The 26780-nt window shown below is 68.8% G+C and carries 20 protein-coding genes; 10 read left to right on the top strand and 10 right to left on the bottom strand.

Features of this window, described 5'->3' with window-relative positions:
- The first annotated feature begins 31 nt into the window (after positions 1–31).
- Together SM757_RS27765 and SM757_RS27760 are read left to right on the top strand one after the other, a co-directional pair.
- The gene (locus SM757_RS27765) at positions 32–1327 is read left to right on the top strand and encodes an acetyl-CoA hydrolase/transferase family protein (protein ID WP_322467853.1); all 1296 of its coding nucleotides are present in this window, start codon (positions 32–34) and stop codon (positions 1325–1327) included.
- A 95-nt stretch (positions 1328–1422) separates the two neighbouring features.
- Positions 1423–2631, top strand: a complete 1209-nt coding sequence (locus SM757_RS27760) for an acetyl-CoA C-acyltransferase (RefSeq protein ID WP_322467852.1) — start codon at positions 1423–1425, stop codon at positions 2629–2631.
- Positions 2632–2688: 57 nt separating this feature from the next.
- Here the strand turns inward: SM757_RS27760 and SM757_RS27755 are convergent, their stop codons facing one another.
- From SM757_RS27755 to xsc, 8 genes are all read right to left on the bottom strand, one after another.
- Entirely contained in the window at positions 2689–4212 is a 1524-nt protein-coding gene (locus SM757_RS27755; protein WP_322467851.1) for a GGDEF domain-containing protein, read from the bottom strand.
- 654 nt (positions 4213–4866) lie between these two features.
- Positions 4867–5694, bottom strand: a complete 828-nt coding sequence (locus SM757_RS27750) for an ABC transporter permease subunit (protein ID WP_322467861.1) — start codon at positions 5692–5694, stop codon at positions 4867–4869.
- A gap of 64 nt (positions 5695–5758) precedes the next feature.
- Entirely contained in the window at positions 5759–6583 is an 825-nt protein-coding gene (locus SM757_RS27745) for a taurine ABC transporter ATP-binding protein (protein WP_066340485.1), read from the bottom strand.
- 83 nt (positions 6584–6666) lie between these two features.
- Positions 6667–7749, bottom strand: coding sequence for a taurine ABC transporter substrate-binding protein (tauA, locus tag SM757_RS27740; RefSeq protein ID WP_322467850.1), 1083 nt, complete (start codon positions 7747–7749; stop codon positions 6667–6669).
- An 87-nt stretch (positions 7750–7836) separates the two neighbouring features.
- Positions 7837–9276, bottom strand: a complete 1440-nt coding sequence (locus SM757_RS27735; protein ID WP_322467849.1) for an NAD(P)/FAD-dependent oxidoreductase — start codon at positions 9274–9276, stop codon at positions 7837–7839.
- 12 nt (positions 9277–9288) lie between these two features.
- The gene (locus SM757_RS27730; protein ID WP_322467848.1) at positions 9289–9696 is read right to left on the bottom strand and encodes a nuclear transport factor 2 family protein; all 408 of its coding nucleotides are present in this window, start codon (positions 9694–9696) and stop codon (positions 9289–9291) included.
- Between the two features lie 110 nt (positions 9697–9806).
- Entirely contained in the window at positions 9807–10844 is a 1038-nt protein-coding gene (locus tag SM757_RS27725) for a YeiH family protein (protein ID WP_066340444.1), read from the bottom strand.
- Between the two features lie 106 nt (positions 10845–10950).
- On the bottom strand, positions 10951–12756 hold the full coding sequence (gene xsc, locus SM757_RS27720) for a sulfoacetaldehyde acetyltransferase (RefSeq protein WP_174548646.1): 1806 nt from the start codon (positions 12754–12756) through the stop codon (positions 10951–10953).
- A 142-nt stretch (positions 12757–12898) separates the two neighbouring features.
- Here xsc and SM757_RS27715 point away from each other — a divergent pair, with 142 nt between their 5' ends.
- The 5 genes from SM757_RS27715 to sorB all read left to right on the top strand — a co-directional run bounded on the left by SM757_RS27715 (position 12899) and on the right by sorB (position 18060).
- The gene (locus SM757_RS27715) at positions 12899–13705 is read left to right on the top strand and encodes an IclR family transcriptional regulator (RefSeq protein WP_066340446.1); all 807 of its coding nucleotides are present in this window, start codon (positions 12899–12901) and stop codon (positions 13703–13705) included.
- A gap of 39 nt (positions 13706–13744) precedes the next feature.
- On the top strand, positions 13745–14695 hold the full coding sequence (locus SM757_RS27710) for an AAA family ATPase (protein ID WP_322467847.1): 951 nt from the start codon (positions 13745–13747) through the stop codon (positions 14693–14695).
- A complete protein-coding gene (locus SM757_RS27705) occupies positions 14695–16389 on the top strand; it encodes a cobaltochelatase CobT-related protein (RefSeq protein WP_322467846.1) in 1695 nt (564 codons plus the stop codon). Before SM757_RS27710 ends, SM757_RS27705 begins: the two co-directional genes overlap by 1 nt.
- Before the next feature lie 97 nt (positions 16390–16486).
- Positions 16487–17713 carry a SorA family sulfite dehydrogenase catalytic subunit gene (gene sorA / locus SM757_RS27700; RefSeq protein WP_322467845.1) on the top strand — a complete coding sequence of 409 codons (1227 nt, stop codon included), beginning with the start codon at positions 16487–16489 and terminating at the stop codon, positions 17711–17713.
- Positions 17714–17724: 11 nt separating this feature from the next.
- Positions 17725–18060, top strand: a complete 336-nt coding sequence (gene sorB, locus SM757_RS27695; RefSeq protein WP_084267777.1) for a SorB family sulfite dehydrogenase c-type cytochrome subunit — start codon at positions 17725–17727, stop codon at positions 18058–18060.
- 82 nt (positions 18061–18142) lie between these two features.
- Here the strand turns inward: sorB and SM757_RS27690 are convergent, their stop codons facing one another.
- Both SM757_RS27690 and pta read right to left on the bottom strand, forming a co-directional pair.
- The gene (locus SM757_RS27690) at positions 18143–18910 is read right to left on the bottom strand and encodes a TSUP family transporter (RefSeq protein WP_066340459.1); all 768 of its coding nucleotides are present in this window, start codon (positions 18908–18910) and stop codon (positions 18143–18145) included.
- Positions 18907–19950: a phosphate acetyltransferase gene (gene pta, locus SM757_RS27685; RefSeq protein WP_322467844.1), complete on the bottom strand. Its 1044-nt coding sequence runs from the start codon at positions 19948–19950 to the stop codon at positions 18907–18909. Before pta ends, SM757_RS27690 begins: the two co-directional genes overlap by 4 nt.
- A gap of 108 nt (positions 19951–20058) precedes the next feature.
- Here pta and pdxR point away from each other — a divergent pair, with 108 nt between their 5' ends.
- From pdxR to SM757_RS27670, 3 genes are all read left to right on the top strand, one after another.
- Entirely contained in the window at positions 20059–21561 is a 1503-nt protein-coding gene (pdxR, locus tag SM757_RS27680) for a MocR-like pyridoxine biosynthesis transcription factor PdxR (protein ID WP_322467843.1), read from the top strand.
- A 634-nt stretch (positions 21562–22195) separates the two neighbouring features.
- Positions 22196–22924: a SapC family protein gene (locus tag SM757_RS27675; protein WP_066340481.1), complete on the top strand. Its 729-nt coding sequence runs from the start codon at positions 22196–22198 to the stop codon at positions 22922–22924.
- Between the two features lie 205 nt (positions 22925–23129).
- Positions 23130–26780 (top strand): LEPR-XLL domain-containing protein (locus tag SM757_RS27670; RefSeq protein WP_322467842.1); only part of this gene is annotated, 3651 nt, incomplete at its 3' end.

The following is a 26780-nucleotide window of genomic DNA, read 5'->3' as shown; positions in this document are numbered from 1 at the left end:
CTGCAAGAGCCAGATCAAGGGAGACCACCCCATGTCAGTCCGGGAGCAATACCGCCAGAAGCGCCGTTCGGCCTACGACGCGGTCGCCGAAGTGCATGACGGCGACGTGATCGTCGTGCCCACCGGGGTAGGCGAGCCCCCGGCCCTGTTGAATGCGCTCTCCGAGCGGCGCCGCGACTTCCACGACGTGTGCATCGCGCAGATCCTGCCGCTGGCGCCCTACGGCTATTTCGACCCTGAGACGGTAGGGCATGTGCGGCACCTGGGCTACTTCCTGGGCGGCGCCTCCCGCCCAGGGGCACAGCAGGGCTGGATAGACACGCTGGCCAGCAACTTCTCGGAGCTGCCGCAGCTGATTCGGCGCGGCCTCACCCCGGCCGACGTCGTTCTCAGCGTCGCCTCGACGATGGACGAGCACGGCTACTTCTCGTTGAGCCTGGGGACCGACTACACGATGGCTGCCATCGAGCGCGCCAAGGCCGTGGTGCTGGAGGTCAACCCCAACGTGCCCTTTGCCTGTGGCCATTGCCATGTGCACATCTCCCAGGTGGCGGCGGTGGTGGAGAACGATGTGCCGTTGCGCGAAGTCGGCCTGCCCACCATCGGGCCCGTGCAGGAAGCCATCGGCCGCTACGTCGCGGAGATGATCGAAGACGGCTCGACGCTGCAGGTCGGCTACGGCGCCATCCCCGACGCCGTGGTCATGCAGCTGCGGCACAAGCGCGACCTGGGCGTGCACACGGAAATGATGGGGGACGGACTGCTCTCGCTCATCGAATGCGGCGCCGTCACCAACCGGCGCAAGAACTACCTGCACGGCAAGTCCATCGCCACCTTCGCACTGGGCTCGGCCAAGCTCTACCGCTACATGCACCGCAACCCGGGCTTCGAGATGCACCCGGTTGACTTCACCAACGATCCCTGGCTTGCCGGCCGCAACGACAAGCTCATCTCGGTCAATGCCACGCTGCAGATCGACCTTTTCGGCCAATGCGGCTCGGAATCGCTGGGGGCCACGCCGTACTCCGGCACGGGCGGGCAGTCGGACTTCGTGCGCGCCGCCAACCGGTCAGAAGGCGGAAAGTCCTTCATCGTTCTGCCTTCCACGGCCAAGGACGGAGCGGTCTCGCGCATCGTCCCGACGCTGGACGCAGGCACGGTGGTCACCACCAGCAAGAACGACGTCAACTACGTCGTGTCCGAATACGGCGTTGCCCAGTTGCGCGGCAAGTCCATGCGTGAGCGCGCCCGGGCGCTGATCAGCATCGCCCACCCCGACTTCCGGCCTGCGCTCGAAGAGCAGGCCGCACGGCTGCGGCTGGTCTGAGCCGGCCAGCCTGACTGCGGGGCCCGTGCACAGCGGGCCGCGCCACTCCCGCCAACCCCTTTCGCGCCGATCGCAACCGGCGTGTGGAGCGACTCATGCCTCAAACTTCCACCTCCGACGATCCCATCGTCATCGTCAGTGCCGCCCGCACGCCGCTGGGCAGCTTGCAAGGCAGCTTCGCGTCGCTCGGCGCGCCGCAGTTGGGCGCACAGGCCATCCGTGCCGCCGTGGAGCGGGCCGGCCTGCCATCCGACGCCGTGGACGAGGTGCTGATGGGTTGCGTGCTGCCTGCCGGGCTGGGCCAGGCGCCGGCGCGCCAGGCCGCGCTGAACGCAGGCCTGCCCCTGTCGGCCGGCTGCTCCACCATCAGCAAGGTCTGCGGCTCAGGCATGAAGGCCACCATGCTGGCGCACGACCTGCTACTGGCCGGAAGCCAGGAGGTGGTCGTGGCCGGTGGCATGGAATCGATGAGCAACGCGCCTTATCTGCTGCCCAAGGCGCGCTCAGGCCAGCGCCTGGGCCATGGCCAGATGCTGGACCACATGTTCTTCGACGGCCTGGAAGACCGCTATGGCGCGGCCACCAACGGCCGGCTGATGGGCACCTTTGCCGAGGACTGCGCACGCCACTTCAACTTCACGCGCGAGGAGCAGGATGCCTACGCCGCCGCCTCCACGCTGCGCGCGCAACAGGCCATCCGCGACGGCCTGTTCCACTGGGAAATCACGCCGGTGGCCGTGCCCGGGCGCGGCGGCGAGAAGCTGGTGTCGCAGGACGATGCGCCGCTGAACGTGCAACTGGAGAAAATCTCCACGCTCAAGCCCGCTTTTGCCAAGGATGGCACGGTGACCGCGGCCAACTCCAGCTCCATCTCCGACGGCGCGGCCGCCATGGTGTTGATGCGCCAATCGACCGCGCGCAAGCACACGCTGGCACCGCTGGCGGTCGTCCACGGCCATGCCACGCACGCGCAAGAACCGGCTTGGTTCACGACCGCGCCGGCGGGAGCGATCCGCAAGCTGCTCGCCAAGGTGGGCTGGCAAGTGGGCGACGTGGACTTGTGGGAGATCAACGAGGCATTTGCCGTTGTCACGATGGCGGCCATGCGCGAGCTGTCCCTGTCGCATGAGCAAGTCAACGTGCATGGCGGTGCTTGCGCGCTCGGCCATCCCATAGGCGCGTCGGGCGCGCGCATCGTCGTGACGCTGCTGGGCGCGCTGCGCCAGCGAGGCGCCAAGCGGGGCGTCGCCAGCCTGTGCATCGGCGGCGGCGAGGCGACGGCCTTGGCGATCGAGCTGGTCTGAAGAGGGGCGCGCCCACCCACCGGCCCGGCCCCTCAAAGCCCTATCGCCGGAAACCTCTTATGGCTGCTGCAACGAAGGCGCCGGGCATGAGCTGGCCTGGCGTGCAGCCTGGCCCCGGCGCTTGTGCTCGTACATGCGCTTGTCAGCGAGCTGCTGAATTTCATCGATGCCGCCAGCCTCGGTGAAGTCACCCGTCCCCCAGCTGGCGCCGGCATCGACGAAGCCTTTGCGGTGAAGCGCCTGCACGGCCGCCGCAATGGCCGCCTCCACCTCGGTGCGGTGGCCCAGCATGGAGAGCACGGCGAACTCGTCGCCGCCAAGCCGGTACAGGGTGGCGTGCGAGTCCAGCCGCTGCCCAAGCTCGGCGCCGAACTCGCGCAGCAGCCTGTCCCCTTGGGCATGGCCGTGCCGGTCGTTGTAGTGCTTGAGGCCGTCGAGGTCGATGGCCGTCAGGCTGGCCTGTGCAGGCAGCGCCTGCAGCGCTTCTTCGAAAGCATGGCGGTTGCGCAGCCCCGTCAGGGAATCGGTTTGAGCCAGCCGCAAATGCGCCTGTGCCGTGGCCAGCGCCTGCGCCGTCGTGCGCTGCAACTCGCCAAACTGGAAGGCCAGGACCAGGGACAGCAGCAGCACCTCAATGGTCACGGCCACCAGGCCTACATGCTCCACCACGATGGTGTTGAGATCGCCCATGCCGCCGAGCGTGATGGCCACGAATCCCGTGATGGCGAAGCCCACGTTGGCCAGGAGATAAGAGCGCGCCAGGCGGTCGCCGGCACGCGCGCGGCATATGCCCGCGGCCAGGCCATAAGCCAGGAACGCACCCACACCCGCGCGGCACAGCTCCATGGCCCAATTCGGCCGCCACACCGCGACACCGGCCATGCACGCCATGGTCAGCACGACGGCAATACCCAGCGCGTACAGGCGCGGTGCCGTGGCGCGCAGCCGCAGCAGCGCCATCACGAAGCCGACGTAGGCCATGTTGGACAGCAGGATGGGCGCGGTGTTGAGATAGAACCAGCGGATGCCCAGAAGCTCGTGCGCCACGCCCAGCCCGCTGGCGTTGTAGACCAAGTTGCCGGCTATGAACGCGGCGTACAGCCCTTCGGTCCAGCGCCGCCGCGCGCCGGCCAGGACCGCGTAGAACACGCCCAAGCCAATGAACACCCCCAATCCCGCCAGCGTCAGCGCATTGCCCGGTTTGATGGCCTGCCGGTAGTGGTCCAGCGTGTCGATGTACGGCTGCGGCGGCGTGATGAAATAGGGTGATTCCAACCGCGTAAGCAGCCGGTAGGTTCCCGGCGCGAGGTCGAACTCGCGGCCATGGCGCAGAAAAAACGGGTTGGGCTCGGCAGAAGTCAGTCCGCCGCCGGCTTGGGCAACAACCCGGTCTTGTCCGTCCAGAAGCCGGTGCTCGAAGCGTCCCAGGACGGAGCCGTTTCGAAAATCAATGACGTAGCGGCCGCCTTGGGCAATCTCGAATCTGGCCGTATGTTCGAACTTGCCGCCGGTGGTTGGCAGGCGTTCGATATTCAGGGCAGGGGTGTGGGAGAGATCTGTCCAACCGCCTTGCAGCGCCATGGGAAAGTCCTGCGACGCTTTGGCGCCAGGAGCCCACGCCAGCAAGCACAAACCCGCCGCAACCAATGCCATGGCACCGGCGCAAGACGCGAGGAGGGAAAACAGTGCGTTGACTCGCAGAAATGCCGAGCGCTGCATCGGACCGTCTGATGGAAAAAAGGCTTGAATTACAGCATGTGATGCGCTTGTCTATGTGACCACAACGTTACAAAAAGACATTTTGCTGGTGCGGGAAAATCGGAAAAACGTAAAGCCGCACGGTAAATATCGAAATCTCTGAGTCGGCTGGCGTTTTGAGGGGAACCTTGATGAATATATTTGTGGCCAGTATTGTTTGATGGCTGCATGACCATGATTTACCCGTTGGAGCAAAATTAATTTCAGTTTGCCAACGTGCCTTGGAAATCAAGCAAATATCCAACGCTGGAATCGACGGCCCTGGATACGGACTGTTGGAACGAAAAGAAAATACGGGCTGAATCCGACGTGACGCTTCCGCCCTATGGAAGCCTTACCCGGCAACACATGGTCAGCCGGCCACCGTTCGTCAATCTGCGCGATGGCGGTTTCGACGCTCGGGGCATCGAAACCGTCACGGCACGCAGTCTTGCCGCTACGGATCAGGAGCCGAGCCCCGCGGCAAGACTGCCGTGGTCAGACCTTGCCTTTCCAGGGCACCAGCACCTTTTCGAAGTGCCGCATCATCAGGTCGAAGACGAAGGCAAACAGGCCGATGACGATGATGCCCATGATGACCACGTCCGAGGCCAGGAACTCCGCGGCATTGAGCACCATGAAGCCCAGGCCGCGCGTGGAGGCCACCATCTCGCCGGCCACCAGCGTGGTCCAGCCCACGCCGATGCCGATGCGCATGCCGGTGAAGATCTCGGGCAGCGCCGACTTCAGGATCACGTGCCGGATCACCTGCAGCCGCGTGGCGCCCATGGAGTAGGCGGCATGGATCTGCTCGATCGATACCGAGCGCACACCGGAGCGCGCAGCGATGGCCATGGGCGCGAAGATGGCCAGAAAGATCAGGTAGACCTTGGAGAACTCGCCGATGCCGAACCAGATGATCACCATCGGCAGGTAGGCCAGCGGCGGCAGCGGGCGGTAGAACTCGATGGGCGGATCGAACACGCCGCGCGCCACGCGGCTCACGCCCATCATCACGCCGATCGGGATGGCGGTGGCGCAGGCCAGCGCAAAGGCGCCCAGCACCCGTGACAGGCTGGTGAGCGTGTGCTCCAGCAGCGTGGCACCTGCGAAGCCTTCGGTGGCCACGAGCAGGAACTTCTCGATCACGGCCTGCGGCGTCGGCAGGAACAGCGGCTTGACCCAGCCGGCGTTGCTCACCACCACCCACAGCAGCAGCAGCGCCGCCACCGTGGCGCTGGCAATGCCGGCGGCGCTGCCCTGGCCGGGCGCGCCGAAGTGCTCGCCCGGCCGCACCGAGCGCTTGGCGAACAAGCGGGTCTTCATGGCCACGGGGGCCGCGTGGGCCTCGACGTCCAGCGCGGCGACGTTGGTGGGAAGGCTGCTGATCTTAGACATGGGCCGTCTCCTGGTGTGCGGCGCCGGCACGCTCGTCACCGTAGATGATGTTCAGCACGACTTCGCGCATGGCGATGAAGTCCGGGCTGGACTTGATGGCGCGCGCGTCGCGCGTCTGCAGGAAGCGCTTGTTGAAGTCGAGCTCGTAGCGGTGCGTGATGCGCCCGGGACGCGGCGACATCACGATCAGGTGGCTGCCCAGGAAGAGCGCTTCCTCCACGCTGTGCGTGATGAAGAAGAACATCTTCTGCGTCTTCTGCCACACGTCCAGCAGCAGCTCCTGGATGGTCTCGCGCGTGAGCGCGTCCAGCGCGGCCATGGGCTCGTCCATCAGCAGCATGGCCGGGTTGCAGGTCAGCGCGCGGGCGATGCCCACGCGCTGCTGCATGCCGCCGGAGAGCTGGTAGATCATGTGCTGGTGGAAGTCCTTGAGGCCCACCAGCGCCAGGTTGCGGGCCGCGCGCTCGCGCCGCTCCGCCTTGGGCACGCCCTGCAGCTTGAGGCCGAACTCGGCGTTCTCCATGACGTTGAGCCAGGGCAGCAGCGCATGCTTCTGGAACACGACGCCGCGGTCGGCGCCCGGACCTTCGACGCGGCGCCCGCCCAGCAGCAGCTCGCCCTGTGAGGGTGCGATGAAGCCCGCCATCAGGCTCAGCAGCGTGGTCTTGCCGCAGCCCGAGGCGCCCAGCGCCACGACGAAGTCGCCGCGGTGGATGGTGAGATCGATGTGATCGAGCGCATGCACCCGCTCGCTGCGCGTGCGGCCCGGGTAGATGACGCTGACGTCCCGGACCTGCAGTTGATGTTCGATGGACATGAACAACCCCTTGTGTCCGCGCCGTGGCCGGGCGTTGCCGGCCTGGGCGCGATGAATGGATGCCCGACGCGAGGCCGGGGACGTCATTTCAGCTTGAGCGCCGCTTCGAGGTATTTGGGCGTCACGAACGGGGCGAAATCGGCCGGCACGGCGTCGATGCGCTTTTGTGCCTTGAGGAATTCCGCGGTGGCCTTGATGGCCTTGGCCGCACCGCCGTCCTTGCCGCCGCCCAGCCACGCCGCCGTGGCCTGCTGCTCGGCGGAGGGGAAGGCGTAGAGCTGCAGTGCGTCGGCCGCGTCCTTGGGCGAGCCGCCGATGCGCGAGGAGATGGCCTTGGCATTGGGCGACTCGGCGTCCCAGGCGCCAGGGTTGGCCCGGAAGGCCGCGTCGGCATCGGCCACCGCCTTCACGAAGCGGGCCATGAACTCCGGGTTGGCCTCGCCCCACTTGCGGTTGACGGCGACGCCGTCGAACGTGGCGCGGCCCTTCTTGCCGAGCTCGCCGGAAGTCACCATCACCTTGCCGCTTTGCTTGATCCGCGCCAAGGCCGGGTCCCAGACGAAGGCCGCGTCGATGTCGCCGCGTTCCCAGGCCGCCGCGATCTGGTTGGGCTGCATGTTGAGCAGCTGCACGTCGGTCGGCTTGATGCCCCACTGCTCCAGCGCGAAGATGGTGTGGTAGTGCGTGGTCGAGACGAAGGGCACGCCCAGGCGCTTGCCCTTGAGATCGGCCGGCTGCTCGATGTGGGCGCCGTTGCGCACCACCATGGCCTCGGCCTCGTTGATGTCGGTGAGTATCCAGAACAACTGCAGCTCCACGCCGCGGCTGACCGCGGCGGCCAGCGGGCTGGAGCCGATCACGCCGAGCTGCACGTCGCCCGAGGTCATCGCCGTGGCGACCTTGGCCCCCGAATCGAACTGGCGCCAGTTGATCTTGTAGCCGGTGGCCTTTTCGATGGCGCCGGTGGTGATGGCCACGATCAGCGGGCTGGCGATGGGCTGGAAGGCGATCGTCACCTCCTTTTGCTGCGCCGAGGCCGTGCCGGCGCCCAGGCCCAGCGCCAGCAGCGCGGCGATGCCAAGAAGCCGGCGCCGCGCGGGTGCCGCGGCGCCATGCGCCGGCACGCTCTGCGCTACGTGCCAATGGGTCTTGAGGGGTTGGTTCATGTCGTCTCCGTGGTCTCCATCGTGGATGTGGGTGGCGCGGCGCCGTACTTCGCGGGCCGGCTGTTTGTGGGATGGGTTGTCGAGTGCTCAGAGCACCTCGTCCTGGAGGTGGTACCAGCGGTAGAGCACGCGCTGGCCCAGGCGCCGGAAGGGCGCGAAGGCCTGCGACTCCACCATCTCGCGCACGTTGGGGAAGGGCAGCTTGGAGCTGAAGATGGGCAGGTCCAGCTCGCGGCCCTGGCCGGCGATCCATTGCGCCAGCCGCTTGCCCGCCTGCGCCGAGTACATGACACCGTTGCCGCCGTAACCCAGCGCGTAGTAGATGGACTCGCCGGCCACGGGCTGGTGGATGCGGGGCATCATGTCGTGGCTGACGTCCACCCAGCCCCACCACGAGTAGTCGATGCGTATGCCCGCCAGCGCCGGGAACTTGCGCGCGAGGTCACGCTCCAGGAACTGGCGGTACTTGTCCTGCGGCGCGTCGCGCCCGGTGATGGCGCTGCGGCTGCCGATCTGCACCCGGCCGTCGGGCATGAGCCGGTAGTAGTGGCGCAGCACCCGCGTGTCCGTGATCACCTGGTGCGTGCGGAAGTTGCAAGCCTCGATCTCCTGCGGCGTGAGCGGCCGCGTCACGATGGAGTTGGACAGGATGGGCAGCAGCCGGTTGCGCAACTGCGGGTGCAGGCCTTGCGAGGTGTAGCCGCCGGTGCACACGCCCACCGCGCGGGCGCGCACCACGCCGCCGGGCGTGCGCAGGTAGTGCACGCCGCCGCGCGTCTCCCACGCCAGCACGGGGCTGGACGGGTGCACGGTGGCGCCCAGTGCCCGCGCCTTGCGCAGGTAGCCGAAAGCCAGCTTGCCGGCGTGTATGCCTATGCCCTCGGGCTCGTGCATGGCACCGGCGGCCTCGCGGTCGTCCACGTACTCGCGGCGCACGGTGTCGGCGTCCAGGATGCGGGCGTCGTACTTGAACACCTCGCGCAGCAGCCGGGCTTCCTTCTCCAGCGCCGGCATGGCCTTGGCGCGGTGCGCGATGTAGAGGTGGCCGCCGGGCTGCGGGTCGCAGGGGATGTCGGCGATGAGATCCTTGAAGGTCTGCATGCCCGCGCACACCTCCTCGTGCAGGCGCAGCGCGGTGTCCCGGCCCCATCGCTCTATCCACTGCGAGCGCTTGAGCCGGCCGGAGGCGCATTGCGCCTGCCCGCCGTTGCGCGTGCTGCAGCCCCAGCTCACGCGGTTGGCTTCCAGCACGGTGGCCTTGATGCCGTGGTCGCGCGCCAGGTGGATGGCGGTGCACAGCCCCGTGAACCCCGAGCCGATGAGGGCCACGTCCACGTCGATGTCGTGCGTGATCGGCCCGTCGTCCGCGGGCGGGGCGCCGGCGGTGCCTATCCAGTAGGTGGGCGCGTAGTCGCGGCCCTGGCCGGGGTTGGGCGAGACCAGCGGATCGTAGGCGGGGTCGTAGGGGCGCGCGGGCTCGGTGGCCTGGCCTGTGCGCAGCAGCGGTTGCGAAGCGACGGCTTGCATGGCGCGGCCCCTTCAGTGTCCGGCCTGGACCGGCGGGCGGTCCTTGCGGTAGGCGTTCTTGATGGCGATCTTGCCGTTGCGGAAGGTGAACACGTCCACCATGCGCGCCTCGATGCGGCTGCCGTCGGCGCGGGTGCCGCAGAAGGTGCTCTCGGTCACGCCGCGGTCGCCCTGCACGAAGTGGTCGGCGTCCAGCCAGGCCGCGTCCGGGAAAGTCTGCCAGGCCAGCAGGAAGCCCTGGCGCACCTCGTCGCGGCCCACGAAGCTGCGGCCCATCAGGTCCGGCCCGGCCACGGCGTGGAAGGTGCACTCGCGGTCCATGAACTCCATCAGCGCCTCGATGTCGTGGCGGTTCCAGGCATCGCCGAAGGCCTGGAGGAACTCCACGCCGGGCTGCAGGTCGTCGTCGTCTCGCTTCATCGTCGTCTCCTTGTGCGTGGCCGCTTGGGGTGCGGGCCTTGGATCCAGAGTAGTCAGGGGGCAGGCGGGGACCTAGGGCCAGTTGCGGCCTATCGATGGGTCCACGCGGCTCAGGCGGCCAACCAGCGCATGAGGGCGACCACCAGCAGCATGTAGCCGGCGACGAAGACCGCCTCGCCCGACAGCAGCGCGATCGGCTTCCAGCCCAGCTCGGCGAGTTTTTCCAGCGAGGTCTTCACGCCCAGCGCGGCGATGGACACCACCAGGCACCAGCGCGAGAGCTCCGAGCCGAGCGTCACCGCGCCGGCCGGCAGCCAGCCCAGGCTGTTGGCGGCGGCCAGCGCCGCGAACACCAGCAGGAACACCGGCATCAGCGGCCCGTTGCGGGTGCCGCCCGCATCGCCGCCGCCCCGGCGACGCCCGGCGTGCAGCGCCAGCGCCAGCACCACCGGCATGAGCAGGGCGACGCGGAACATCTTGGCCAGCGTGGCGGCGTCGCCCACCTGCGGGGAAATCATGAAGGCAGCACCCACCACCTGCGCCACGTCGTGGATGGAGCCGCCCAGGAACAGCCCGGCCTCGGCCGTGGAGAGGTGCAGCCCCGACACCAGCAGCGGGTACAGCACCATGGCCAGCGTGGAGAAGGCGGCGATGCCTATGGCCGTGAGCAGCGTGTAGCGCTCGTTCTCGCGCGTGGCCGGCAGGGTGGAAGCAATGGCCAGGGCCGCCGAGATGCCGCAGATGCCGGTGGCGCCGCCCGACAGCAGCCCAAGCGCCGGCGGCAGCCGCAGCAGCCGCGCCAGCAGCAGGCCGAAGGTGATGGTCAGCACCACCGCGCCGGCCAGCGCGCCCACACCGGCCAGGCCCAGGTGGGCCACGTCGCTGGCCGCAATGCGCACGCCCAGCAGCGCCACGCCCGTGCGGACCAGCTTCTTGGCCGCGAACTCGATGCCGGGCTGGCACTTGTCCGAGTCGGCCAGGAAGTGGAACGCGATGCCCATGAGCAGCGCGTACAGGAACTGCGGGCCGCCGTAGTGCTCGGACACGAAGGTGGCGGCCAGCGCGATGGTGCCGCACAGCAGCAGGCCGGGCAGGTAGCCGCGCAATTGGCCAAGCAGCGGCGGCGCCAGGGAGGGTTGGGCGTGCATGGGAACCTCGACGTGGGGCGTGGGACGCCAGCCCGGCCTCCACGGGGGAGGCGGGTGGGTCAGGCCCCGCTGCGCCGGACCGGCGGCGGGGCAGGGGCGGACTCGCTCAGACGAAGTCCTGGTACTTGTCCAGCAGCCGCACGGGCTTGGACAGCGCGTCGCGCCGGAAGGGGTCGCCCAGCTCGCGCGTGCACATGATCTCGACGATGCAGGTCTTGCCGTGGTTCATCTGCAGGTCCACGGCGCGCTGGAGCGCCGGGCCCACGTCTTCGAGCCTGTCCACCACGATGCCCTCGGCGCCCATGGCCTTGGCGATGCCCGCGAAGCTCGGGCTGTCGAGCTCGCCGGCGACGAAGCGGCGGTTGTAGAAGTCCACCTGGTTCTTCTTCTCCGCGCCCCACTGGCGGTTGTGGAACACCACCGCCGTCACCGGGATGTTGTGGCGCACGCAGGTCAGCGTCTCCATCAGGCTCATGCCCCAGGCGCCGTCGCCCGCGTAGGAGATGGCCGGGCGGTGCGGCGCGGCGACCTTGGCGCCGATGATGGTGGGGAAGGCGTAGCCGCAGTTGCCCCAGCTCATCGCCGCGAAGAAGCTGCGCGGCTTCTCGAAGCGCAGGTAGCTGTTGGCCACCGAGTTGATGTTGCCGATGTCGGTGGACACCATCACGTCCGGCGGCATGGCCTTTTCCAGCTCGCGCAGCACCTGGCGCGGATGCAGGTAGCGGCCGCCGAAGGGCGTGCGCTCGTCCTTGGACTCCTCGATCATGTCCAGGCTGAAGGGGTCGCGCTCGTGGGTCCAGGCGTCGAGCTCGCGCTCCCAGGCCGCCTTCTCGGTGGCGATGTCGTCGCCGCGCTGGGCGCGCGTGGCGTCGCAGGCGAGCGTGCGGCCGGCCAGGCGCTGCACCAGGGCCTGCGCGGCGGCCTTGGCGTCGCCGCAGATGCCCACCGAGATCTTCTTCACCAGGCCCAGCATCTTGTGGTCGGCGTCGATCTGGATGATCTTGGCCTCCTTGGGCCAGTAGTCCATGCCGTGCTGGGGCAGCGTGCCGAAGGGGCCCAGGCGCGAGCCCAGCGCCACCACCACGTCGGCGCGCGAGATCAGCTTCATCGCCGCCTTGGAGCCCTGGTAGCCCAGCGGGCCGCACCACAGCGGGTGGCTGGCCGGGAAGCTGTCGTTGTGCAGGTAACTGTTGACCACCGGTGCCTGCAGCCGCTCGGCCAGTGCCTTGCAGGCGTCCACGCCGTCGGCCATCACCACGCCGCCGCCGGCGATGATCACCGGGAACTTCGCCGTGGCCAGCAGCTCGGCGGCCTCGTCCAGGCTTTGCTCGCCGCCGGGGCCGCGGTCCAGCCGCCGCGGCTGCGGGATCTCGGCCGTGATCTGCCCGTAGAAGTAGTCGCGCGGGATGTTGAGCTGCGTCGGCCCCATCTCGCTCATGGCGCGGTCGAAGCAGCGGCCCGTGAACTCGGCCATGCGCGCCGGGTGCGTCACGTGGCCCTGGTACTTGGTGAACTCCTGGAACATGGGCAACTGCTTCGCCTCTTGGAAGCCGCCCAGTCCTTGGCCCATGGTGCCGGCCTCGGGCGTGACGATGACCACCGGCGTGTGCGCCCAGTACGCCGCGGCGATCGCGGTGACGCAGTTGCTGATGCCCGGGCCGTTCTGGCCGATCACCACGCCGTGCCGGCCCGAGACGCGGGCGTAGCCGTCGGCCATGTGCCCTGCGCCCTGCTCGTGCACCACCGGGACCAGCCGTATGCCCGCCGGGGCAAAGATGTCCATGGCGTCCATGAAGGCCGATCCCATGATCCCGAACATGTCCGTCACGCCGTTGGCCACCATGGTTTCGACGAAGGCCTCGGACGGGGTCATCTTCTGCGGCCCGGCGGCCACGCTGCGTTGCTCGCTCATTGCAGTCTCCTGATGTGCGTCTCTTTCCGGAACAATGTGTTCTGTTTTCCGAGACGTTGAAGCGAATGTAGTGGCCGATTTCGGAAAATGCAATGTGAAATCTCGTTTTCCGGTACGATTCGTTCCAACTTCAGGAGATGCCATGAACTCAGTGCCTGACGACATCGCCCGCATCGACGGGGACACGCCCACCATGCGGCTGCTGGCTTTGCTGGAAGTCATTGCTGCGCGCAGCGAGGTGTTCTCGCTGCAGACGCTGGTGGAGGAGACGGGCGTTCCCAAGCCGACGCTGCACCGCATGCTTCAGCAACTGGAGTCCGCCGGGATGCTGCAGCGCGAGGGCGACGGGCGGCACTACAGCACCGGCGTGCGGCTGCGCCGCCTGGCCGAGCAACTGCTGCTCAACGACACGCGCCACGGCGCGCGGCACGCGGTGCTGCGCCAACTGGTGGCCGAGGTCGGCGAGAGCTGCAACATCACGGCGCTGTCGGGCAGCGAGGTGCTGTACCTGGACCGCGTGGAAACGCCCGCGCCGCTGCGCTTCTACCTGCACCCGGGCTCGCGCGTGCCCGTGCACTGCTCGGCCAGCGGCAAGCTCTTCCTGGCACAAATGGGCACCGCGCAGCGCCGCCGCCTGCTGGCCAACGTGCCGCTGGAGTCCTACACGCCGCACACGCTCACCGACTTCGACCGGCTCGAAGCCGAGCTGGAGCGCGTCAAGGCCCAGGGCTACGCACTGGACGAGGAGGAGTTCCTGCCCGGGCTGCGCTGCATCGCGGTGCTGGTGGGCACGAGCGGGCGCTCCAACATGGGCGTGGCCATCCAGGCGCCGTCCATGCGCATGGACGGCGCCAAGGCCTTGCAGTACCTGCCGGCGCTGCAGCGCGCCGCGGCCGCGCTGGCGGCCGTCGAGTCGCCGCAGCCGGGCGAGGCGCGCGAGAGCGCCTGAGCGCCCCGCGCCCGCCTTGCCAACTCCCCAGGAGCCGCCATGCAACCCGACCTTCTGTTGTCCGCACGCGAGCTGTTCGGCCTGGACGTGCCGCTTCAAGTCCCGGCCTTCAGCCACCGCGACGAGCACGTGCCTGCGATCGACCCGGCCTATTGCTTCGACCCCGACGTGACGCTGGCGCTGCTGGCCGGCTTCGTGCACAACCGCCGCGTGCTGGTGCAGGGGCTGCACGGCACGGGCAAGAGCAGCCACGTGGAGCAGGTGGCCGCGCGGCTGAACTGGCCCTGCGTGCGCGTGAACCTGGACGGCCACGTCGGCCGGCTCGACCTGGTCGGCCGCGACGCCATCGTGCTGCGCGAAGGGCGCCAGGTGACGGAATTCCAGGAGGGCATCGTGCCCTGGGCGCTGCAGCGGCCGATGGCGCTGGTGTTCGACGAGTACGACGCCGGCCGGGCCGACGTGATGTTCGTGATCCAGCGCCTGCTGGAGCGCGAAGGCGCCTTCACGCTGCTGGACCAGAACCGCGTGCTGCGCCCGCATCCGGCCTTCCGCCTCTTCGCCACGGCCAACACCGTCGGCCTGGGCAACCTCGACGGCCTCTACCACGGCACGCAGCAGCTCAACCACGCCCAGCTGGACCGCTGGAACATCGTCGCCAAGCTGGACTACCTCGCGCCGGCGCGCGAAGCGGCCATCGTCCGCGCCTGCGTGCCTGCGCTCGACGACGCGGCGGGCCGCGGCCTGGTGGAGCGCATGGTGGCCGTGGCGGGCCTGACGCGGCAGGGCTTCGCCGCGGGCGACCTCTCCACGCTGATGTCGCCGCGCACCGTCATCAGCTGGGCCGAGAACCTGCAGATCTTCCGCGACTCGGCGCTGGCCTTCCGCCTGAGCTTCCTCAACAAGTGCGACGAGGCCGAGCGGGCGCTGGTGGCCGAGTATTTCCAGCGCTGCTTCGACCTGGAGTTGCGCGAGTCCGCGCTGCTGGCGTGATGGAGCCGCGCCGCCAACGCGAGCAGGCGCTGTGCGGCGCCGCGCTGCGCGCGCTGTCCGGGCGCCGCGTGGAGTGGCGCGCCGCGCGGCTGCTCGAAGGCGACCGGGAGCTTCGGCTGGATGCGCCGCACCTGCGCCTGCAAGCCGAGGACGGCCTGCCGGCACGCCGCGGCCACTGCGACGCCACCGCGCTGCGCCTGCGCCACTCGGACCTGGCGCAGCACGAACAGGCCGCGCCCTCCGGCGCCGTGGAGCGCCTGGTGTTCGACCTGCTGGAGCAGCTGCGCTGCGAAAGCCGCCTGCCCGCGTCGCTGCCGGGGCTGGCGGCCAACGTGCAGGCGCGCTTCGCGGCCTGGTCGCGCGCGGCGCTGGCGCAGGGGCTGGCGGAAAGCGCTGCCGGGCTGCTGCTCTACACGCTGGCGCAACTGGGCTGGTCGCGCTTCAACGGCCAGCCCTTGCCGCAAGAAAGCGAGGGCCTGATCGAAGCCACGCGTGCCGGCATCGCGCGGGCCATAGGCGGCTGGCTCTCCCGCATGCAGCGTTGCCTGGATGACCAGGCGGCCTTTGCCGAAGCGGCCCTGGCGCTGGCGCACTGGACCGGCCAGCGGCTGCGCGACGCGCAGGCGCAGCAGCAGCCCGCATCCGGCGCGGCCCAAGCGCAGGCGCGTGCGCACGCTGCCCTGTCGTGGCTGCTGCCGCAGAGCGACGGCAACCTGGCGCTGCCGGCGCCCGCGGCCGGCCGCAGCCGGCTGCTGGACGGCGGCAGCGCGGGCTACCGCGTCTTCACCACGGCCTACGACCGCGAAGTGCCTGCCGCCACGCTGGTGCGCGCGGCGCTGCTGCGCGAATACCGCCAGCGCTTGGATGAGCGCGTCGCCCGGCTGAACGTCAACCAGGGCCGGCTGGCGCTGCAGCTGCAGCGCGCCCTGGCGCGGCCCGCGGGCAGCGACTGGGATTTCGGGCTGGAGGCCGGCCGCGTGGACGCGCGCCGCCTGGCCCAACTGGTCAGCAACCCGGCGCAGCGGCGCGTGTTCCGGCTCGAAGCGCCGCGGCCGCGGCCGGATGCGGTGGTGTCGCTGCTGATCGACTGCTCCGGCTCGATGCGCCGGCACATCGAGCCGCTGGCGCTGCTGGCCGACGTGCTGCTGCGCGTGCTGGAGCGCGCCGGCGCCGCGACCGAGCTGCTGGGCTACACGACCGGCGCCTGGAACGGCGGCCGTGCCCGCGCCGCGTGGCTGGCGGCCGGGCGCCCGGCGCACCCGGGCCGGCTCAACGAGCGTTGCCACCTCGTGTTCAAGGACGCCGCGCGCTCCTGGCGCCGCAGCCGCCTGGACGTGGCCGCGCTGCTCAAGGGCGACCTGTTCCGCGAGGGCGTGGACGGCGAGGCCGTCGCCTGGGCCGCGCATCGGCTGCGCGCGCGGCCTGAGGCGCGGCGCATCCTCGTCGTGGTCTCCGACGGCTGCCCGCTGGACAGCGCGACGGAGCAGGCCAACGACGCGCGCTACCTGGACCACCACCTGCAGCAGGTCGTGGCGCAGCAGGAGCGTGCCGGCATCACCCTCATCGGCGTGGGCGTCGGCCTGGACCTGGGCGCCTGGTACCGGCACAGCGTGCCTGCAGACCTGAGCCAAGGGCTGGAGCGCGAGCTCCTGCACCGCTTGGTCGGCACCATCGCGCGCGTGGCCGCGGCGTAAGCCCGGCGCACGGCGCTTCACCGCCGGCGCGGGGCGCCGGCTCACGGCCCCGGGAAGCGTTCCCGGTGCCATTCCTGCCTTGTCGGAGGAGACATGCATGAGTGATCACGACGCCATCAACCGCCTGCGCCGCAGGCTCCTCACCGGCGGCGCCGGGCTGCTCGCCGGCGCCGGCCTGGGCCGCGCGGCGCTGGCGCAGGGCGCGGGCTTCGAGCACCCCTTTGCCAACGGCGCCCGGCGCCTGGTGGCCTACCCGGAGAAGCGGCCGCTGATCGTGCTGACCTCGCGCCCGCCGCAGCTGGAGACGCCCTTCGAGGTCTTCAACGAGGGGCTCATCACCCCCAACGACGCCTTCTTCGTGCGCTACCACCACGCCGGCATCCCGACGGCCATCGATGGCGACCAGCACGTCATCCGCATCGGCGGCAACGCGGTGGGCAAGCCTTTCGAGCTGAGCATGGCCGAGCTGCGCACGCAGTTCAAACCCATCGAGATCGTCGCGGTCAACCAGTGCTCGGGCAACAGCCGCGGGCTGTTCGAGCCGCGCGTGACGGGCGGCCAACTGGGCCACGGCGCCATGGGCAACGCGCGCTGGCTGGGGGTGCCGCTCAGGGAGGTGCTGTCGCGTGCCGAACTCAAGGACACGGCGCGCCAGGTCACCTTTGACGGGCTGGACACGGCGCTCTTCGGCGGCGGCGACTTCGTCAAGGCGCTGGACGTGCACCACGCGCTGGACGGCGAGGTCATGCTGGCCTACCGCATGAACGGGGCCGAGCTGCCGATGCTCAACGGCTTTCCGGTGCGGCTGGTGGTGCCGGGCCACTACGGCACCTACTGGGTCAAGCACCTGTCGCAGATCGACGTCATCGACCGGGAGTACGACGGCTTCTGGATGAAGCCGGCCTACCGCGTGCCCGACAACGACTGCGCCTGCGTGGAACCGGGCACGGCGCCGGCGGCCACGCGCCCCATAGGGCGCTTCAACGTGCGCTCCTTCATCACCTCGCTGTCCGACGGCGCGCGGGTGGCGGCCGGGCGCGAGACCGTGGTGCGCGGCATCGCCTTCGACGGCGGGCAGGGCGTGCGCGAGGTGGCGTATTCCACCGATGGCGGGCAGAGCTGGCGCGGCGCGCGGCTGGGCGAGGACCTGGGGCGCTATTCGTTTCGCGAGTTCAGCTTCGCGTTCACGCCGCCCCGGGGTCGGCACGACCTGCGCGTGCGCGCGTGGAACCGCTCAGGCCAGAGCCAGCCGATGCAGGCGCTGTGGCAGCCGGCCGGTTACATGCGCAACGTGGTCGAGTCGGTCAGCGTGACCGCCGCCTGAGGGGAGCCGCCATGGAACACAGGAAGATGCTGGCCGCCGCGGTGGCGGCCGTGATGCTCGGCGTGGCCGGTCCGGCGCGGGCCGACGCCAAGCGCATCGAGCTGCCGGCCGACGGGCTGCAGCTCAAGCCCAGCACGCTGCCGGGCTATGCCAAGGCACAGGCCAACTGCGTGGCCTGCCATTCGGCCGAGTACATGGCCTACCAGCCGCCCACGGCCGCGCGACCGTACTGGGAAGCCATGGTCAAGCGCATGAAGGCCGTGTTCAAGGCGCCCGTGGACGAGGCCGACATGCCGGCCATCGTGGACTACCTCGTCAAGACCTACGGCAACGAGCAGGCGCCTTGAGGCCCGGGTTGCCCGCGTCGCCAGCGCGGCGCCGGGCAGCCCGTGCGCGGCGGGGGCCGCGGGCTGCGCCGCGGCGACGGGTTCACGCGGCGCGGGCCAGGCGAACCAGCGCGTCGAGCAGCAGCCCGGTGCCCAGCGCCAGCAGCACCGCATAAGCCACGCGCCGCAGTGCGGCGGGCGACAAGCGCGGCGGGAAGCGGCGGGCGGCGTGCGTGGCCAGCGCGGCCACGGGCAACGCGGCCAGGGTCTGCAGCATCACCGCCGAGTCGATGCCGCCTTGCACTGCGCTGGTGAGCGTGCGCCACAGCGACATGGCCATGAACACGGCCAGCAGCGCGCTGCGGATGCGGGCCACCTCCAGCGGCTGGCGGTAGAAGTGCAGGATCAGGGGCGGACCGGCCATGCCGAACAGCCCGCCCATGAGCCCGCCCGCCAGGCCGCTGAGCACGAAGCTGCGCGTGGGCGAGCGCTGCGCCAGCGGGCGAGGCTGGCGCAGCAGGCCCAGCGCCGCCTGCAGCACAAGGGCGCCCAGCAGTGCCTGCAGCGTCAGGGTGGCGGCGGCATCGAGCCGCTCCAGCAGCAGCACGCCGAGCGTGACGGCGGGCAGCAGGCCCGCCACCGCCGCGCCGGTCAGGCGCCAGTCGATGGGCGCACGCCGGCCGCGCAGCGCCAGCGCGTTCTGCGGCAGCGACACCAGGTTCACGAAGGTCGCCACGCCCGCCAGCGGCAGGCCCAGGCCGCTGGCCATACCCACGACGATCAGGCCCAGCCCAAAGCCCGTGAGCGTCTGGAACCAGCTGCCCAGCCCCACCAGCAGCAGCAGCGTGAGCGTCCCGTTCGGCAGCGTCATGGACAGCAGGCCGCCATGGCGCTTTCCGCCGCGCGCCGGGCCGCCGCGGCCTGCGCCTGCACCACCGTGACGGCGATGACGTGGAAGACGTCGTCGGCGCTGCAGCCGCGGGAGAGGTCGTTGGCCGGCCGTGCCAGGCCCTGTAGCAGTGGACCGATGGCCACCGCGCCGGCCAGGCGTTCGGCCAGCTTGTAGCCGATGTTGCCGGCCTCCAGGTTGGGGAACACCAGCACGTTGGCGCGGCCCTGCACCTGCGACTGCGGCAGCTTGCGCTGCGCGATCTCGGCCACGATGGCTGCGTCGAGCTGCACGTCGCCGTCGGCGACGATGTCGGGGCGCAGCCGGCGCAACTGGGCGGTGGCTGCCGTGATCTTGTCCACGGCCGGATGGCGCGCGCTGCCGTCGGTGGAGAACGACAGCATCGCCACGCGCGGCTCGGCCATCAGCAGGGCGCGCGCGCTGTCGGCGGCCGCGGCGGCGATCTGCGCAAGCTGCGCCGCATCGGGCTCCACGACCAATGCGCAGTCCGAAAAGATGAGCCCGCCCTTGAGGCTGTGGAAGGGCTGGCACAGCATCATCAGGAAGAAGCTCGAAACCAGGCTCGTGTCCGGATGGGTGCCGATGATCTGGATCGCGCTGCGCACCACGTCGGCCGTGGTGTGCACGGCGCCCGCGACCGAGCCATCGGCCTGGCCCAGCCGCACCATGAGGTTGGCCGCCACCAGCGGCTTGCGCGCCTCCTGCAGCGCCTGCGGCGCCGTCATGCCCTTGGCCTGGCGCAGCCGGTGCAGTGCGTCGGCCAGCGGCTGCAGGTGGGCCGGTGCGGCCGGATCGACGAGGTCCAGGCCGTCGAGGTCGGCACGGCAGGCGCGGGCCGCCGCGATGATGCGCCGCGCCTCGCCCACCAGCGTGATCTGCGCGATGCCTTCACGGCGGGCCCGCGCGGCGGCGTTCAAGACGCGCGGATCCTCCCCCTCGCACAGCACGATGTGCCGGGGTGCGCTGCGCGCCTGGTCGATGATGCGGTGGAGCGGTTTCATGGGCTTCCTTGCGATGGGCGACACTTGCTGGCTGCGCAGTGTGGCCAAGGCCGGTGCGCGGCATTAGGGCCAGATCGAGCCCATCGTTGAGTCCAGAACGGAGTAGTCATGGCACAGCGCTTGGACGCCGCCCTGTGGAAGCAACTGCTGCAGCACGGCGCGCGGCAGCACCAGGGCCTGCAGGCGCAGGTGCGCGCCATGGTGGTGGAGGCCATCCTGGACGGCCTGCTGCCGCCGCACACGCCGCTGCCTTCGAGCCGCGAGCTGGCGCAGGCGCTGGGCGTGGCGCGCAACACGGTGGTGCTGGCCTACCAGCAGCTGGCCGACGAGGGCTATGTGCAGCCGCGCGAGCGCAGCGGCTACTTCGTCAGCCCCGACATCACGGCCGGGCGGGTGCGCGCTGCGCCCGCCGTGGCGCAGCCCTCGGCGGCGCTGCCGCCATCGCGCCGCCCCGACTGGCCGGCGCGCTTCAAGCAGCATCCTTCGGCGCTGCGCAGCATCGTCAAGCCGGCGGACTGGCAGCGCTATCCCTATCCGTTCCTCTATGGGCAGTTCGATGCCGCGCTGTTTCCCACCGCCGACTGGCGGGAGTGCGTGATCAAGACGCTCAGCGTGGTGGACATCCGGGACTGGGGGCCGGACCAGATCATGCGCGACGACCCGCGGCTGGTGCAGCAGATCTGCTCGCGCGTGCTGCCGCGCCGCGGCGTGTGGGCGTCGCCAGAGGAGGTGGTGGTGACGGTGGGCGCGCAGCATGCGCTGTATCTGCTGGCGGACCTGCTCATGCGCGAAGGCACCCGCGTGGCGATGGAGGAGCCCGGGTATCCGGATGCCCGCAACATCTTCGCCAGCCGCACCTCGATGCTGCGTGCGGTGCCGGTGGACGAGGCGGGGCTGCCTGTGGGCGAGGCGCTGGCTGGTTGCGACTACATCTATGCCACCCCAAGCCACCAGTGCCCGACCACCGTCACCATGCCGCTGGAGCGGCGCCAGGCGCTGCTGCGCATGGCGCAGGAGCAGGACTTCGTGATCATCGAGGACGACTACGAGAGCGAGAACCGCTTCGACGGCGACCCCTTCCCGGCGCTCAAGAGCCTGGATCGCGAGGACCGCGTGATCTACATCGGCAGCCTGTCCAAGAGCCTGGCGCCTGGGCTGCGCATGGGCTACGTGGTGGGCCCGGCTGAGCTGGTGGCCGAGCTGCGCGCGCTGCGCCGCCTGGAGCTGCGCCACCCTTCGGCGCTGGTGCAGCGGGCGTTCGCGCTGTTCCTGTCGCTGGGGCACCAGGACTCCCTGTTGCGCCGCCAGGCCGCCGCCTGGCGCGATCGCGCTGCCGCGGTGCTGACGGCGCTGGCCCGGCATGCGCCGGCATGCCGGGTGGTGCCGGTGTCCGGCGGCAGCTCCTGCTGGGTGCAGCTGCCCGAGGGGATGGACGGCAGCGAGCTGGCGGCGCGGGCGCGCGAGCGGGGCGTGCTGATCGAGCCGGGCGAGGTGTTCTTCATGACCGAACCCGCTCCTCGGCACTTCGTGCGCATCGGCTGGTCAGCCATTCCGCTGCCTGCGATCGACCCTGGCATCGCGGTGCTGGGCGAGCTCCTCCGCCAACGGTAGTGGGGCAAGGATTCGACGAGACGTCCAACTTCCGCGGTCGCGGTTGAGGGCGGTCTCTGCCCGTCACGCAAAATCTGGAAGCTCCAGTACTCAGGCGTTTCCAGCACCGTTAAACGTTCAATTCAAACAGCAAATCAATAAAAATGAAGTGTGGCGAAATTTAAAAATCTTCAGAACCGAGCGTGCCGGACCGGTAAGACAAACTGTCTTCTTCGGTTGCGTGAATAAGTCATGGTTTGTTTTGTCTTGGTTATGGAAAAAATCTTCTCGTGTGGTGGTCGCGCTCCGTGCAGAGGAAAATGAGAAAAAATTCCTGGAAAATCAATGCTTGGCTGACAAGGTGTTCTCTTCGGCATTGATGCCTGCCAGGACATAAGGGTATGCACGCATTTCAAATGACCGTTGGTGCTGATAGCCATTTGAAGGTTGCTTATAAGACTGCGCCGCTGGGATGTAACAAGGCGTTGAAACGTGATGAAATATAACCACACGTTCACAGATGGAGTCGTGCACTGTTAAAAAGTGCGCTTAAACCATTGGGCGGTTTCCGTTCAAGGTCAATCTCCGCGTAGACAATTTCAAGCTCGCAATCGCAGACGACACGAGGCGTGTCTTCTCAGTCAAAGGATTTTTCATGTTTGAGCAGTTGGTCCCCGTCAACAAAGCCCGCCACGCCACCAAGAAGATCAAGCAAATTGAGGGTTTTGGTTTTGCTTCGCAATTCCATATTGCCTCGGTGATGGTGCATGAATTCGCGCGTGCTTCGGCCATCTATCCCGTTGTCTTCCTGGAAGACAAGGAAAAGGACGAATTCCGGCCGGTCGTGCTGATGGGGCTGGATGCCGGCGAGAACCTGTTCGTGAGCACCACGGGCAAGTGGGAGGCGTCGTACGTGCCGGCCATCATCCGCCGCTATCCCTTCGCGCTGGCCAGTACCGACCAGGAAGGCCAGTTCACCGTCTGCATCGACGAAGCCAGTGACCTGATCAGCGACGCCGAAGGTGTGGCGCTGTTTGATGAGAAGGGCGAGCCGTCCGAGGCCATCGAGAACGTCAAGCGCTACCTGGGCGAATTGCAGCAGATGGAAGCCTTCACGCGCGAGTTCTGCAAGTACTTCGCGGAGCACAACCTGTTCACGCCGCTGAACATGCGCGTGCAACAGGCCGATCAGGCCAAGAACATCACCGGCTGCTACGTCGTCAACGAAGAGCGACTGAACAACCTGTCCAACGAGCGCTTCCTCGAAATGCGCGAAAAGCGTTACCTGCCGGCCGTGTACGCCCATCTGGTGTCGCTGGGCCAGATCGAGCGGCTGATGATGCTCAAGGACGAGCGCCTGACCCCGGCTGCCAACCAGTCCTGATTCTTCGCGTCCGTCTCGGACGACAAGGCTTCAACGCGACTCACTCCATGAGCGAGCTGCCGTCTTCGACGCAGCTCGCTTGCCTGTTTCTGGGGTGGGCCGCCTGATGGTCCTCGCCAACTAGAACGACTCCCTGCCCAAGCACATGCTGCGCTCCAAGCTCCGACCGTCCCGCCCTCGCGTCTCCAAGTTGTTGCAGAAGTTGATGCGAGGTGCCTTCCAGGTCGAGTCGCTGGAGCAGCGGCTGTTGCTGTCGGCGGACCCCGCCGCGGCCACCGTGCAGATGTTGGCCGGGCATGACGGCCAGGAGCTTCAATACGCGCCGGTTATTCCGCAGCAGCCCAGGCTGCAGGATGGGGCCGTCTTGTTCCACGCGGACGGTTCGCCGCAGACCCAGTGGGATGCGGCCGATCCGGCCTCGACCGACTTCGCAGTCGATGCCCAGGCCTTTAGCCAGACGCTGGCCCAAACGCGTGCCGCGTTCATGGACTCGGCGATGGCCGTGGCCGACCAGCCCTACGCGCGCTTCATGGACGGCGTGTTGGGCGCCGATGCGCTGAGCCTGACTCCGGACAGCAGCGCCGATGGCGATGCACTGCGCCTGTCGGTGCCGCAAAGCAAGGCGCTGGACCCGGCGTCGGTGCTGCGCATGCCCAATGAGCCGGTTCAACTGCAGACCGGCGCACAAGCCCAGGCCTCGGCCCCGGGCAAGACGTCTCAGGCCACCGACTACGTGCTCGGCAGCGGCCACTACGACGCCGCACAGCTTGCGCAGGACGTCGGCCTGAGCGACGCACGCGCGCTGGTGGTCCAGCCGGGCGCCACCCTGGGCGGCAGCGGCACGCTGGCATTGCCCGTGGAAGTCAGCGGCCAACTCGCCCCCGGCTATTCGCCAGGTGTCGACAACGTCTCGTCCTTGACGCTGGGCAACGCAGCCACCACCGTCATCGAGCTCGGTGGTGCGACCGCGGGCACCGGCACGGGTCATTACGACCAGGTCAACGTCAGCGGTACCGCCCAACTCGACGGCAGCCTGCAGGTGGCGCTGTGGGGTGGCTTCGTGCCGCAGGACGGCCAGGTCTTCACCTTCTTGACCTTCGGAACCGCCAGTGGCGGCTTCTCCGACGCATCGGGCCTGGTCGATGCACAGCATGGCCTGTACTACGAGGTCAAGCAAACGTCTAATGCGCTGCAGCTGGTCGCCCATTCGCTGGACGCCACCACTGCATTTTTGGTGGACAAGCTCAGCGGCAGCGGCGGGCTCGCCGCAGGCTCGAGCCTCGTCGGCGGCTTGAACGATGACGACGTCGTTGGCATGGCGCTCAATGCCGGCTACTTCGCCGGGCATGCCAGCGCGGAGATCACTGGGTCGCTCGATCTGGGCAGCGGGCTGAGCTTCTCCGGAACGCTGTCGCTGGCCCGCCAGGCACAGCTCACCGTTGGCGGCACGTCGTACGCCGCATGGAAGCTGGGGCTGGACCATGCAAGCGGCTACTTCGGCCTGGGCACGGCTGGCAGTGGCGCACCCGGGGTGGCGTTCTCGGATGCCAACGTGGCCATGCTGTGGTTGGACAGCCCAAGCAGCGATGCGGGCTGGATCTGGGCCAAGGGCACGGCCGGCGGCCTGACCCTGCAGGGCGGCAGCGGCGTGGGCTTGAGCGCAGCATCGCTGTCCCTGGACTTCGCGTTGGGGCTGGGCACGGGCAACGACACGATGCTCGACCTGTCGGCCATCAAGCCGACAGTGCTTGCAGGCACAACGTCATACACCTTCGACAGCAGTGTCTTGGCGGAGCGCACGACGCTGTCGGGCAACCTCACGCTGTCGCTTGCCGGTGGCCTGAGCGTCGCGGGCAACGTGGGCATGTCCACGTCGGACGCCGGACTGCTGATGGCAGGAAGTGGCGTCACGGCCAGCATGTCCGCCGCCGGCGTGACACTGGGCCTGAGCAACGGCAGCTTCGGCCTGGTCATTTTGACGGACAAGTCGGGCTACACGCTGCAGGCCGATGCATCGACGGTGACGATCAGCGGCGGCAGCTTCGCCAGCGTTGGAGCCAGCAGCGCGTCGCTGAGCGTCAACACCAGTGGCGCGGTGCAAGCCGCGCGCACGCTGCAATTCGGCAATTTCTCCTACAGCATCGGAGCCATGGCCGCGCAGGCGCTGCCGGTGCTGCGCGTTACGGGACTTCACGCCACGCTGGGTGGCACCTTCACGCTCGCGGGCGACTTTGCCTTCCAGCAAAGCACCGGCGGCGACATGCAGGCGCTTGCCTCGGGAGCCAGCGCGTCCATGGCGGCGGGCGGCGCACAGGCCGGTGTCAAGAACACGGAAGTTGCGCTTGTCATCCAGTCTGGCGGCGGCGCGCTGCTGGACGCCGCCGGCACCTTCGACGCCTCATTGGGCAGCGACGTGCAACTCTCGGCCGGCGCCGCCGCGGTGCGCTGGAACTCGACCAGTGGCAGTGCCAGCGGTCGTCAACTCAGCGTCGCCGGTGCTACCCATACCTTCGGCACCCTGGGGGCGGGGCTGCAGGAGGTGGCGCTGACCGGTGCGAGCCTGGTGGCCAACGACTTCTTCCGCGTGGGCGGTGACTTCGCGTTCCACCGCAACACCATGACGGCCAAACTGGCCGCCGATACGCTGGGTACGGCAGCCAACGAAGCCAGTGACGGCTTGTTGATGGACCTGTTGACGCTGGGAGGTCAGGGCCTGTCGGCCAGCGCTGGCCTGGCCGGCGGAGTGGGCCTGCAATTGGCTGGCGTGCAGTTCGGCCTGGTGCTGATGAGCGCCCGTGACGACACCTCGCGACGCTGGTCCACGCTGCAGGCAAAAGCCACTGGGGTCGATTTCAAGGGGCTTTCAGGCTTCAAGGCATCAGGCAGCAACCTGGCACTGAGCCTGAACACGGCAAGCCAGGCCAGCGACGCAGTGGTCGACTACGCCAGCGGCAAGACGGCGCTGAGCGTCAGCACTGGTGCCGGCAACCTGGCTGTGAACCTCGATGGCAGCAAGGGCAAACTGCTGGAGCTGCGCGGCGACCTGACGGTCGACGTCACGGGCTTCGTACAGCTCAGCGGCAGCCTGGGCTTCAGCGTGCAAGGGCAGGGTGCCAGCCAGCAGCTTGTCGCCGTGGGCACGAGCGTCAGCGCGGTGTTGAGCGCCGGAAGCAGTGCCAGCGTCAGCTTGAACAATGCCAGCTTCGGGCTGCGTGTGGGCACCGCGGGCGATGCCGTTTTCGAGCTTGGAAACGGCACGCTGAACGCTTCCATCGACGGGCTGGCCAACGTCAGCGCATCGTCCGTTGAGGTGCGGTACGCGGGGGCCAGTGCGTCCGTAACGGCCGGCACCAAGGTCAGCGTTGGCAGCCAGAGCTACACGTTCGGCCAGGCGATCGCTGCCAACACGGTGGCGTTCACGCTCAAGGGTTTCAGCGCCGACATCGCGAACTTCGTGTCGTTGTCCGGTGACCTGGGCTTTGCCAAGACGGACACGGACATCGTGGCCGTGGGCAGCAACGTGACGGCTGCGCTGAGCGCGGGCACGTCGGCTTCGCTGCGCTTGAGCAACGCCAGCTTCGGCCTGCGTTCCAGTGCCGCAGGCACCACGGCGTTCGAACTGGCCAACGGCACGCTGACGGCCACCGTCGACGGCCTGGGCAACCTCAAGGCCACTTCGGTGGCTGTGCAGTACACGGGCACCGCCGGTGCCGTGACGGCCGGCACAAAGGTCAGCGTCGGCAGCCAAAGCTACACGTTCAGCCAGGCGATTGCCGCCAACACGGTGGCGTTCACGCTTAAGGGCTTCTCGGCCGACATCGCGAACTTCGTGTCGCTGTCGGGCGATCTGGGCTTC

This window comes from Azohydromonas lata, from assembly GCF_034427735.1.
Taxonomy (GTDB): Bacteria; Pseudomonadota; Gammaproteobacteria; order Burkholderiales; family Burkholderiaceae_C; genus Azohydromonas; species Azohydromonas lata.
This window is presented reverse-complemented; position numbering and strand designations above follow the sequence as displayed.

Bases quoted from the DNA above. Each gene is read 5' to 3' on its own strand.
- pta (WP_322467844.1), bottom strand. From the start codon at position 19,950: ATGAAACCGCTCCACCGCATCATCGACCAGGCGCGCAGCGCACCCCGG.
- SM757_RS27715 (WP_066340446.1), top strand. From the start codon at position 12,899: ATGAACTCAGTGCCTGACGACATCGCCCGCATCGACGGGGACACGCCC.
- pdxR (WP_322467843.1), top strand. From the start codon at position 20,059: ATGGCACAGCGCTTGGACGCCGCCCTGTGGAAGCAACTGCTGCAGCAC.
- SM757_RS27755 (WP_322467851.1), bottom strand. From the start codon at position 4,212: ATGGCGCTGCAAGGCGGTTGGACAGATCTCTCCCACACCCCTGCCCTG.
- SM757_RS27745 (WP_066340485.1), bottom strand. From the start codon at position 6,583: ATGTCCATCGAACATCAACTGCAGGTCCGGGACGTCAGCGTCATCTAC.
- SM757_RS27725 (WP_066340444.1), bottom strand. From the start codon at position 10,844: ATGCACGCCCAACCCTCCCTGGCGCCGCCGCTGCTTGGCCAATTGCGC.
- SM757_RS27675 (WP_066340481.1), top strand. From the start codon at position 22,196: ATGTTTGAGCAGTTGGTCCCCGTCAACAAAGCCCGCCACGCCACCAAG.
- SM757_RS27710 (WP_322467847.1), top strand. From the start codon at position 13,745: ATGCAACCCGACCTTCTGTTGTCCGCACGCGAGCTGTTCGGCCTGGAC.
- SM757_RS27735 (WP_322467849.1), bottom strand. From the start codon at position 9,276: ATGCAAGCCGTCGCTTCGCAACCGCTGCTGCGCACAGGCCAGGCCACC.
- SM757_RS27760 (WP_322467852.1), top strand. From the start codon at position 1,423: ATGCCTCAAACTTCCACCTCCGACGATCCCATCGTCATCGTCAGTGCC.
- sorA (WP_322467845.1), top strand. From the start codon at position 16,487: ATGAGTGATCACGACGCCATCAACCGCCTGCGCCGCAGGCTCCTCACC.
- SM757_RS27750 (WP_322467861.1), bottom strand. From the start codon at position 5,694: ATGAAGACCCGCTTGTTCGCCAAGCGCTCGGTGCGGCCGGGCGAGCAC.
- SM757_RS27690 (WP_066340459.1), bottom strand. From the start codon at position 18,910: ATGACGCTGCCGAACGGGACGCTCACGCTGCTGCTGCTGGTGGGGCTG.
- tauA (WP_322467850.1), bottom strand. From the start codon at position 7,749: ATGAACCAACCCCTCAAGACCCATTGGCACGTAGCGCAGAGCGTGCCG.
- SM757_RS27765 (WP_322467853.1), top strand. From the start codon at position 32: ATGTCAGTCCGGGAGCAATACCGCCAGAAGCGCCGTTCGGCCTACGAC.
- sorB (WP_084267777.1), top strand. From the start codon at position 17,725: ATGGAACACAGGAAGATGCTGGCCGCCGCGGTGGCGGCCGTGATGCTC.
- SM757_RS27705 (WP_322467846.1), top strand. From the start codon at position 14,695: ATGGAGCCGCGCCGCCAACGCGAGCAGGCGCTGTGCGGCGCCGCGCTG.
- xsc (WP_174548646.1), bottom strand. From the start codon at position 12,756: ATGAGCGAGCAACGCAGCGTGGCCGCCGGGCCGCAGAAGATGACCCCG.
- SM757_RS27730 (WP_322467848.1), bottom strand. From the start codon at position 9,696: ATGAAGCGAGACGACGACGACCTGCAGCCCGGCGTGGAGTTCCTCCAG.